Below are 8,787 nucleotides of genomic sequence, written 5' to 3' on the forward strand. Positions count from 1 at the left end.
CTTTAAAAAGTAAAATAAAAAACCTCCAAATTCAATTTGATTTTGGAGGTTCTTGTTTTTTAAAGGAGTTTCAAATCGTATCGTTCTTCAAAAAAAGTTTTTCCCCATTCTTGAACCTCTTCCGATTGAGTAAGTTCAAATCCCATCATTTTATACATTTGAAGCGCTTTGTCCTGTAAGTTTGTAGTGAGCAGAAAAACGTTTTTAAATTTTTTCTCTTTACAGAAATCTACTGCTTCAGTTAAGAGTTTTTTACCAATTCCTAATCCTCTAAAAGCGGGATCGAGAAGAAACCATCTCAGTTGTGCCTCTTCGTTTGACTGATGCACAATCGCCACACATCCTACAATTTTATTGTTGTATTCTGCCATCCAAACGCGATCATTTTCTTGAGAATATTTTCCTAGAAAATCATAAAAAGTCTTGATTACATATTTTTCAAAATCTGTAGAAAAATTATATTCTTTACCATAAATAGCACCGTGCAAATGAATAATATAGCCAATATCACCAGGGGTAATTTCGTGGCGATAAGTAATTTCTTCTCGAGCAATTTTATTTTCTGTTAGCAGATTTCTTACAGTATTCATGGAATCGACTAAAATCTCTTTTTCAGAATTATTTAGTTTCTCGATTTTACCTTCAATCTTATTTTCAGATTTAGCATTTAAAACGCTTAATAATTCATTTCCAGAATCCGTAAGTTTTATATTGAAAGCACGTTTGTCTTCTTCAGAAGCAATTTTTTCAATTAGATTTTCTTTTAAAAAACGTTTTAAAATTCGGCTTAAATATCCTTTATCGAGATTTAAAATTTCAGTGATTTTTTGGGCTGTTATTGTTTTGCTTTCGCTGATTTCATATAAGATTCGTATCTCGGTTAAAGAATATTCGCTATCCAAATAATGTTGACTTAAAATATCTAAATGGGCGGTATAAAATCTGTTGAAACTTCTAATTTTTGAAGTTGTGGTATTCATGATTTGAAATATTGTATTGTTTATGATGCAAATATATGAAATTAGTTGCTTTTGTCAACTATATTTTTTAATGAAATCTTAAAATTTAAATTATTGCATAAAGTTGGAAGATTTTGGAAATAAAAAACCCTCAATATTGCTATTGAGGGTTTTAAAGAAAAGTATGATTACTTAATACGTATTATTTTTAGGAATAGATGTTTGTATTTTGCCATTATTGGATATTTGTCCATAATCGTGAAATATTGATGCATTTTCTTGGACAAGTATATCATCAGGCTGAACAGCGGTACTATCACTAGAAACTAAATAATTGTTATTCATAATTCTGACAGAGTTTTTAAAAATTACTTGATATTTAGCTGTTGTAAAAGCATGATTAACCATATTTATTAATCTGGCATTATTTTAAAAAATAAAAATAACGTTATCTAACACCATTTGAATTCCATTTCTATCTGTTCTTAAATCTGTAGAAATAAAATGAGTAATACTTGAAGTGCTTCCTATAACAAATTTAATATCTTTAAAAGTAATATCAATATTTGAGTAATTACTGGTCGTTCTTCCAGGAGTAGGAGTTGCACTTTGATTGATGAGATAAGTATCAATGGTATTATTAAATTTTATGGTATTGGAGCAGTTATATTGCATAATTAACGATAGCGCCTCTCGAGTTTATTGCGTATTGTAAATCTCCATCCAGTGTACCCAAGTTACTTGTTTGTAAAGCATTATTTATTGTAATTGAACATCCAGTTTTAATATTTTGGAAGATAGCATCATAATTTAATGTTGCTCCGATTTTTGTACATAATGGAGCATAAACAGAATTTAATGCCTTACAATCTCTAAAGATATAATATCCACCATTTCCCATATTAGTTAATTTAGGAAGATTTACTGTCTTTAAAGAATAACAGGAATCGAAATGATGCCCTCCATTGAATAATGTACATTCTGGTAAATCCACATCAATTATGGCAGAATGATTAAATGGGCCACCTCCGCTTCCATTTCCTTCTAATGTTAATAATTTTGGAAAATTGCACGAGATAAATTTTGAAGTACTACCAAAAGCATGAGGATTTAATCTTGTAACTAATCCCCCTGCATCATTATAATATGTAATATCTGCATTTGTTCTAAAGGCACTCTGTGGAATTATATAGTTACCTCCTGTAATTGCAAATTGTATATCATTTCCAACAATAGAAAACCCTTTAATCCTTGATACTGAAATTCCAAGTTTGCTAGCAATTAGAGCAGGTGTATTGATAGTAGCAGCAACGCCACCAATAAACGTATTTGGTTTTATTTTTTGCCTTCCAAAAATTGTTTTTCTTAATCCCATAACTAAAGACCTAAAATCATTATTGAATGCTGTCCTTCATTTTGCATGAAAGTAAAGATCTGTTTTTCTCCTACTGTTAAAGGTGTTCCAAATTCAAATGTTTTGGGAGCTGTAATAGACCAATTTAATGTTGTTCCTATTTTTGTGATTCCTTCGAAACACATCCCTGAATTTGCAAATGAATTGGGAATTGTAAGTGTTCCTATACCAGTAAATTTTACTGTTTTTCCATGCCAAGCATCCTGAACAGTTGCAGGTAATGTCACATTTATTTGATTTGAAACGTCTTGTTTAGTAGAAAAATCAATGTTTCCACTTCCAAGAATTGACTCCCCATTGATTGTTTTAAAATCTAAAGCTGACGTTATATCGCTAAACTCCAGTTCGCCATTGGAGTTTGTAATTAAAATTTGATAGGGATCATTTTTTTCTAAGTCTGAGACTTTTATTCTGTTGTGGTTTGTATCCATTTTGTTGTGATATTTTTTTTTAATGTAATATTTGTTTAAAAGCGTCTTGAATAAAATTTAGATAATAATTTTATACTCCTCCATCAGTAATTCGCCAGTTATTAGGTGTTCCAGTAAGTATTGCTCTACCTGCACTTGATGCTGATGTGTATTTTGCTGTACCAAAAGATATTGTTAATCCTACAACAACTGGTCTAGTACTCCAGCTATTATATATGGCATCTAAATTTGCTGTAGAGAAATTTGAAGTATTTTTGCCAGCCATAAAATTTGTAAAATCTATCACTTTAGATACGTTCCATGAGGCTATATTCTGATTAAAAGAGCGTGCAGAAATAAACATACTGTTCATCGTAGTTACATTTTCAGTGTTCCAACTGCTCAAATCTTGATTGAAATTGAATGCACTATTAAATGCACCATTCATTGTCAATACAGCTGTAGTGTTCCAATTTCCAATTGGTTGATTGAAAGAACTTGCTCCGTTAAACAGACCTGTCATATTGTTAACAGATGTTGTAGCCCAATTGTTAATACTGTTACTTCCGCCGTTGTTGAACGATGTAGCACCTCCAAATAATCCTTGGATGTTGGTAACATTCACGATATTCCAAGAACCTATATTTTGGTTAAATGAAGATGCAGATAGAAACATACTAAATAAACTCGTAACGCCTATCATGTTCCAATTCCCAATTGGTTGATTGAATGAAGTTGCACTTTGAAACATGCTAGTAATTATAGTTCCGCTAGTTTTAAGAGTCCAATTGTTAATTGTATTGCTTCCGCCATTATTGAATGCTTTAGCACCTTGAAACATTCCAATAAATGTTGTTACCATAGAAACATTCCAAGAACCAATGTTTTGATTGAAAGTAATAGCATTTGCAAACATTTGTTGCATATTAACAGCAGCATTTGTGTTTATTTGCCAATTATTTATGTCTGAGCTTTCTCCATTATTAAAATAGGTTGCGCCTTGAAACATACTTGAAAAATTTGTTGATTTTGAAACATTCCAAGAGCCAATATTTTGATTAAATGTTAAAGCAGTTTGAAACATACTGGCCATGTTTGTTACCTTAGATGTATTCCAAGAGTTTATTGGTTGGTTAAATGCTGCTGCACTTTGAAACATTTGTTGCATATTTAGTACATTACCTGTATCCCAACCCCCAATATCTTGATTAAAATTATTATTATCAGCGAAAGTTAAATAAAAGGTAGTATTTTTAGAAGTGTTCCAATTGCTTATGTCGCCATTAAAACCAGAAGCAAAAAACGCACCTTGCATAGTGGTAACATTTCCTACGTTCCATAAACTTATTAGAGGATTGAATAATGGAGAGTACTGAGAAATATAGCTGATGTCAGTAATGGACGACGTGTTCCATTCGTTAGATCTGTTAATAGTTGTAAGCACATTGCAAAATCTAAAAGCACTAGCTAAACTACTGGTACCATTAAGGTTTAAAACATCAGAAACGAAATCTAATCGTAGATTAGCGCAACCATAAAAATAACCTCCTTGATTAGTTCCAAGTCTAAAATTTCTACCCCATCTTTCAACTGATAAAATCTTGAGTCTATCACCAGTATTATTAAACTGCCATCCAGTACAAACGCCATTTATTTTTATGGTATAATCTCCTGCTAATGCATAAGTATGTGTAGTTTCAGCTTGATTCCAAATAGTGATAGTGTTAGAAGTTCCATCACCCCAATCAACTATGAATTTATAAGTGCCCGATGAAACTAAAGGTAGCTTTATTTGGCTAGAGGTACTAGATCCGGTAGATGTGTTAGAAGTTCGCCAAGTAGAAACAAAAGAGTTTTTAGTTTTTCCGAAAATCGTATTTTGAAGTAAAGCACCCATAATTATACGCCTAATAATAAAACACTATTTGTTACTCCTCTTTTAGTAAAAGTAAAAATCTGCTTTTCGCTTGTTGCTGATGGAGTGCCAAATAACCAAGTATGCGGTGCGGTAATTGCCCAAGTAATTGTAACACCAGGTAATGTGATTCCGTTAAAAATGAAACTTTGAGTTAATGAAGCTGGAACCGTAATTGTACAGCTAGTGGTAAAAAGTACCGTTTTACCATGCCAGTTAGAAGGAATAGTTTGACTTGAGCTTACTTCTAATTGATTCGAAATATCTTGTTTGTTTGACAAGTCGATATTTCCGTTTCCAAAAATCGATTCTCCATTAACGGTTTTAAAATCTAATGCTGATGTTATATCGCTAAACTCCAGTTCGCCACTGGAGTTTGTAATTAAAATTTGATCGGGGTTATTTGTTTCTAAGTCGGAGACTTTTATTCTGTTGTGATTTGTGTCCATTTTTTTGTCTTTTTTTAATAAACTATTTTGCGATCTCCAGTTGAAGTCTTGTATTCGCAACCAATCGGAAGACCTCCAGCAATTGCTGAAGCATTATCTGGATAAGTAGGCATTTGCATCCAAATCATATATCCATTTTCGTCTATATATGCTCTAACTTTTTCAATTTGCATATCAGTTCCTGAAGTTGTTTTCTCACCAGTTAAAAATTGAAGCCTACTCTGACCTGTACCTTTTCCTGTTCCAGACTTAAGTTTTAATGTACCACCATTTAAGTTTGGCATGCCAGTTTCATTATTTTGCAACATATAAATATTGCCAGAAAAATCACCTGCATATATATTGCCATTTGAATGTAAAGCCATTCCCCAAACTCCACCACTTGTTAAGAGAGCTGAACTAGTTGATATAAAGGGACCATTTTCATTCGTTTGTTTTAAAATGTCAGAACCGGCCCCTACATAAATATCATTGCTTTTTGAAATTAAAATCGAGTTATTACTTTGAGAGCTATAAAAAGTAAATTCTCCAGTACCTCCAGTTTGTTTATACATTCCGCCTGATGGACCAACTACAGCATAGACGTTATTGGATGATGCTGCCATTCTTCCCCATTGTCTTGAAATTTGGCCAGTAGGAATAAAAGGGCCTGAACCATCATTCTGGATATAAATATCTCCGTTATAAACTGAAGCATATATATTTGATCTAAAGGAGCAAAGGCCATACCAATTCCTATTTGGTTGACCTGTAGATACAAAAGGCCCAGTTTCATTTGTCTGTTTAAATATATCACCATTTTGAATAGCTATATATAAATCATTAGTGGGTGTTGAACATATGGCAATTGCTAATCCAGGAAGCGTGATTCCGGTGTCGAAAAATGGACCAACTCCTCCTACCTGTTTATAAAGCCTGTTGGAAAGATTAACAATATATATATTTCCACTTGTTGTAGAACACATGCCATAAGATGGAACTAATTTTTGTAAAAAATTAAAAGCAGTATTTTCAGCATAGTTAATAGTTCTTCCTGCACTAATTGTTAAATTTTTACCATCTGTTACATTGGCACTTTCTTCTATTCCTAATTCTTTACTGTCTCTATTGCTTAGAGTAATATCTTTTAAAGGAGATTTTGTAGTATCTATTCCAAAAAAAGAACCATTGTCAATTAACCTACTTGATCCTAATGTTGTTGAATTTAAAGATTTAGGTATATAGTTTGTGGTTCCTGTAAAAAGAGATTGTTTTGTTGCTAACGAAGAATTGATAGTTGATAAATCAGTATTGTCTAATAAAGTTCCATTTCTATTTTGCAGAGTATAAGTTCTTGAAGCAGTATTGGAATTCGTAAAAAAAGAGGTAAAAGTATTTGCGACATTTCTTAAACCTAATTTACCATTAAGAAATGTTTTAATTCCAGATACATTTTGGTCATTGGAAATACCTAGAAATATTGTTTCAAAAAAAGATTTAAGATTATCAATTAAATCTTTTAAAACCTTTCCTTGTCTTGCATCCAAAGCTTTTCCTTCTTCTGTATAATCTAATCCATTGTAACTATCTATTTTAATATCGTTTATGTTGGTAAATTCTAACTCACCATTGTTATTGGTTATTAAAATTTTATCAGGGTCATTTGTTTCTAAGTCGGAGACTTTTATTCTGTTGTGATTTGTATCCATTTTTTGTTTATTGATAATTGCTATGTATTTGAAGCATTTCTTTGGAAATGATATACACGTAAATCCAAATTCTACATTCTTTTTTTTGACTAAAGATTATTTGAAGATCAATTTCAAAAAGAATTTTTCTGTAGAATTTGGATTAGATACTTGTAGAGCTTTTTAAAAGAAGAAACTATTTTTATTCATTAAGTAGGCATTCTTTTTAATTATCGGCAGCCAATGCTTCTTTATAGTTATGAGTTAAGATTCCATTCGCAAAATAGGTATGAAATGGATTTAAGGTCATTGGATAGATGTTTCGTTTTTCTAAATTCACAGTTACAGTAGTAACAGGAATAATTTCTTTGTCTATTGTATATAAATTATCTCCAACTATGATATCTCCTAAAGGAATAAATCTCCAAAAGCCATTGCGCTGAATTAATTGTAGGTGAGTAGGAGTGGCTTCCAATAAACCACCATTAACGATAATTGTTTTGTCGGCAACTTGTTTTGTAATTTTTGTAATAGGCGATATGATTCTGTTCTCAGATAAAGACTCGCATGACCATTTATACAATTCATTAGCAATATTGGTGTCCTTAAGTGTTTCAATTTCTGCAGAAAGCAATAATTGGTCAAGAGTAAGTTCTTCAATCGCTTTTTTTGTTCCATCAGGTAATGTAATTAGAGTGCCTTCAATAAAACATCCGGTATAAACGCCACCGCCACCATAGGTTGGTGTGATTTCACATGTTCCAGCTCTATTTGCATGAGCCTGTACGTTTGCTGCTAACCATGCATCTGCTTGTGCATTGGCATCTGCAAGACTTACGGTAGAAACAAATTGGTTTGGAGGAGCAATAAGTGTAACGGTGCTTCCGCTATATCCCGATCCGCAATTGTTCTTTTCTGCGCTTAATCTTTTTTCTACACTATAATATCTGATGCTAGGAGCACATGTGGCAGTATCTAAAACGGGAGCAATATAATCAGGATCTGTAACTACATTTGGTTTCGTTGGCTGTCCTGTTGGGCTTCCGTCATCAACATAATATAATTCGAGTGCCCCAAAAGATTTGTATCCTGTATTTCCCATATTTTTTGTTTTTAATATTTAATTACGATTTTTCCTGTAGACGAGTCTTTGATGTAGGTAATGTATCCGAGGTTAGTAACAGCTTCAATGTTTTTGGACAAATTGTTTCCTTGGATTGGTACTTTTTTAGAAAAGTTCTTTTGATCCACCAGAGTTCCGCCCACATTAATGATGTCATAACCTGATTTTTGCATTGTACCACCGAGATAAGTCACTATTTCGACATCTATATTTCCGGTTCCAATAGAAGTAAACCATGAGCCAGCCATTCTTACCTGTACTGTACTAAGGCTTGGATAATCAGAGGTGATTTTATTGAAATTAACAAGACATGCTTCAACTCCATTTGCTTGTCTGTTATCTCCTGCCCACATGATGTAAGCATTGGAAGCTGTTGCATTTTCTGGAATTTCATTGTTAGACCCGTGACCCCAACCCATCCATATATTATCTAAGGTGGTTCCAGAGTTTATAATTCCGGTATAAGTGTCAAAATCTTGTCCTGCACCTAATGCCCATTTGTATCTAATAACCATGTAGTTAAAAGGGGATAAGTTTACATCAGGTTCAACAACACAAGACGGATTTACTCCTCTCCAGGCTGTAATTCTGCATGAACCTACGTTATTGGCATAGGCCTGAACATTTGCAGCTAACCATGCATCTGCTTTTGCATTGGCATCTTCAACACTTATTGTCGATACAAACTGATTTGCATTTGCAGTTAATGTAACGGAAGTTCCCATGACTCCGGCAGCGCAATCATTTTTTGCCGCAGTCAATGACTTGGCTATATTGTAATATTCCATACTTTGTTTATAATTGATTATGATTTGTCTCAACTTAGAGAAGAATTGCCTTGAGCAAAAAC

Annotated in this window: 10 protein-coding genes; all 10 read right to left on the reverse strand. The window is 32.8% G+C overall.

Features of this window, described 5'->3' with window-relative positions; translation table 11 throughout:
• Window positions 1-59: 59 nt before the first annotated feature.
• A complete protein-coding gene (locus ACE01P_RS24095; protein WP_379701606.1) occupies window positions 60-980 on the reverse strand; it encodes a GNAT family N-acetyltransferase in 921 nt (306 codons plus the stop codon).
• Between the two features lie 171 nt (window positions 981-1,151).
• Entirely contained in the window at window positions 1,152-1,304 is a 153-nt protein-coding gene (locus tag ACE01P_RS24100; protein ID WP_379701607.1) for a hypothetical protein, read from the reverse strand.
• An 84-nt stretch (window positions 1,305-1,388) separates the two neighbouring features.
• Window positions 1,389-1,634: a hypothetical protein gene (locus tag ACE01P_RS24105; protein WP_379701608.1), complete on the reverse strand. Its 246-nt coding sequence runs from the start codon at window positions 1,632-1,634 to the stop codon at window positions 1,389-1,391.
• Window positions 1,624-2,334, reverse strand: a complete 711-nt coding sequence (locus ACE01P_RS24110; protein ID WP_379701609.1) for a leucine-rich repeat protein — start codon at window positions 2,332-2,334, stop codon at window positions 1,624-1,626. The genes ACE01P_RS24105 and ACE01P_RS24110 overlap by 11 nt, the downstream gene beginning before the upstream one ends.
• 2 nt (window positions 2,335-2,336) lie before the next feature.
• A complete protein-coding gene (locus ACE01P_RS24115; protein WP_379701610.1) occupies window positions 2,337-2,804 on the reverse strand; it encodes a hypothetical protein in 468 nt (155 codons plus the stop codon).
• A 70-nt stretch (window positions 2,805-2,874) separates the two neighbouring features.
• Window positions 2,875-4,680 carry a BspA family leucine-rich repeat surface protein gene (locus ACE01P_RS24120; protein ID WP_379701611.1) on the reverse strand — a complete coding sequence of 602 codons (1,806 nt, stop codon included), beginning with the start codon at window positions 4,678-4,680 and terminating at the stop codon, window positions 2,875-2,877.
• A 2-nt stretch (window positions 4,681-4,682) separates the two neighbouring features.
• Window positions 4,683-5,147, reverse strand: coding sequence for a hypothetical protein (locus ACE01P_RS24125; RefSeq protein WP_379701612.1), 465 nt, complete (start codon window positions 5,145-5,147; stop codon window positions 4,683-4,685).
• Between the two features lie 14 nt (window positions 5,148-5,161).
• Window positions 5,162-6,835 carry a hypothetical protein gene (locus tag ACE01P_RS24130; protein ID WP_379701613.1) on the reverse strand — a complete coding sequence of 558 codons (1,674 nt, stop codon included), beginning with the start codon at window positions 6,833-6,835 and terminating at the stop codon, window positions 5,162-5,164.
• Window positions 6,836-7,040: 205 nt separating this feature from the next.
• The gene (locus ACE01P_RS24135; RefSeq protein ID WP_379701614.1) at window positions 7,041-7,916 is read right to left on the reverse strand and encodes a DUF5977 domain-containing protein; all 876 of its coding nucleotides are present in this window, start codon (window positions 7,914-7,916) and stop codon (window positions 7,041-7,043) included.
• 11 nt (window positions 7,917-7,927) lie between these two features.
• Window positions 7,928-8,787: DUF5977 domain-containing protein (locus tag ACE01P_RS24140; protein ID WP_379701615.1), on the reverse strand; the 860-nt coding region annotated here is incomplete at its 5' end.

The organism is Flavobacterium sp. HJSW_4 (assembly GCF_042436695.1).
GTDB lineage: Bacteria > Bacteroidota > Bacteroidia > Flavobacteriales > Flavobacteriaceae > Flavobacterium.

Excerpts from the sequence above, each read along its gene's own strand:
- ACE01P_RS24095 (WP_379701606.1), bottom strand. The coding sequence starts at position 980 with ATGAATACCACAACTTCAAAAATTAGAAGTTTCAACAGATTTTATACC.
- ACE01P_RS24100 (WP_379701607.1), bottom strand. The coding sequence starts at position 1,304 with ATGAATAACAATTATTTAGTTTCTAGTGATAGTACCGCTGTTCAGCCT.
- ACE01P_RS24105 (WP_379701608.1), bottom strand. The coding sequence starts at position 1,634 with ATGCAATATAACTGCTCCAATACCATAAAATTTAATAATACCATTGAT.
- ACE01P_RS24110 (WP_379701609.1), bottom strand. The coding sequence starts at position 2,334 with ATGGGATTAAGAAAAACAATTTTTGGAAGGCAAAAAATAAAACCAAAT.
- ACE01P_RS24115 (WP_379701610.1), bottom strand. The coding sequence starts at position 2,804 with ATGGATACAAACCACAACAGAATAAAAGTCTCAGACTTAGAAAAAAAT.
- ACE01P_RS24120 (WP_379701611.1), bottom strand. The coding sequence starts at position 4,680 with ATGGGTGCTTTACTTCAAAATACGATTTTCGGAAAAACTAAAAACTCT.
- ACE01P_RS24125 (WP_379701612.1), bottom strand. The coding sequence starts at position 5,147 with ATGGACACAAATCACAACAGAATAAAAGTCTCCGACTTAGAAACAAAT.
- ACE01P_RS24130 (WP_379701613.1), bottom strand. The coding sequence starts at position 6,835 with ATGGATACAAATCACAACAGAATAAAAGTCTCCGACTTAGAAACAAAT.
- ACE01P_RS24135 (WP_379701614.1), bottom strand. The coding sequence starts at position 7,916 with ATGGGAAATACAGGATACAAATCTTTTGGGGCACTCGAATTATATTAT.